Here is a 519-nt window from a genome sequence, read left to right on the forward strand (position 1 = left end):
AATGGCGCGAGACGGAATCGAACCGCCGACACATGGAGCTTCAATCCATTGCTCTACCAACTGAGCTACCGAGCCTTATTGCGGGAGCAGGATTTGAACCTACGACCTTCGGGTTATGAGCCCGACGAGCTACCGAGCTGCTCCATCCCGCGTTAACATAAAAGGAGGATGTGGGATTCGAACCCACGCACGCTTTTACACGCCTGACGGTTTTCAAGACCGTTCCCTTCAGCCGGACTTGGGTAATCCTCCATATTATTTAAATGGACCTTGTAGGACTTGAACCTACGACCACTCGGTTATGAGCCGAGAGCTCTAACCAGCTGAGCTAAAGGTCCAACAAGATCATTATAGCGGCGAAGGGGATCGAACCCCCGACCTCCCGGGTATGAACCGGACGCTCTAGCCAGCTGAGCTACACCGCCATGAATCGGGAAGACAGGATTCGAACCTGCGACACCTTGGTCCCAAACCAAGTACTCTACCAAGCTGAGCTACTTCCCGAGTTAAAAAGAAAAA

The 519-nt window shown here is 52.4% G+C and carries 6 tRNA genes; all 6 read right to left on the reverse strand.

What is annotated here, in order from left to right:
* Nucleotides 1-2 precede the first annotated feature (2 nt).
* Nucleotides 3-75, reverse strand: a tRNA-Phe gene (locus EII37_RS10840).
* Between the two features lie 3 nt (nt 76-78).
* A tRNA-Met gene (locus tag EII37_RS10845) sits at nt 79-152 on the reverse strand.
* Nucleotides 153-162: 10 nt separating this feature from the next.
* Nucleotides 163-252 (reverse strand) — tRNA-Ser (locus EII37_RS10850).
* A gap of 12 nt (nt 253-264) precedes the next feature.
* Nucleotides 265-338 (reverse strand) — tRNA-Ile (locus EII37_RS10855).
* Between the two features lie 13 nt (nt 339-351).
* Nucleotides 352-425 (reverse strand) — tRNA-Met (locus EII37_RS10860).
* A 5-nt stretch (nt 426-430) separates the two neighbouring features.
* Nucleotides 431-504 (reverse strand) — tRNA-Pro (locus EII37_RS10865).
* Nucleotides 505-519: the final 15 nt, after the last annotated feature.

This window comes from Streptococcus sp. OH4692_COT-348 (assembly GCF_003859975.1).
Lineage (GTDB): Bacteria > Bacillota > Bacilli > Lactobacillales > Streptococcaceae > Streptococcus.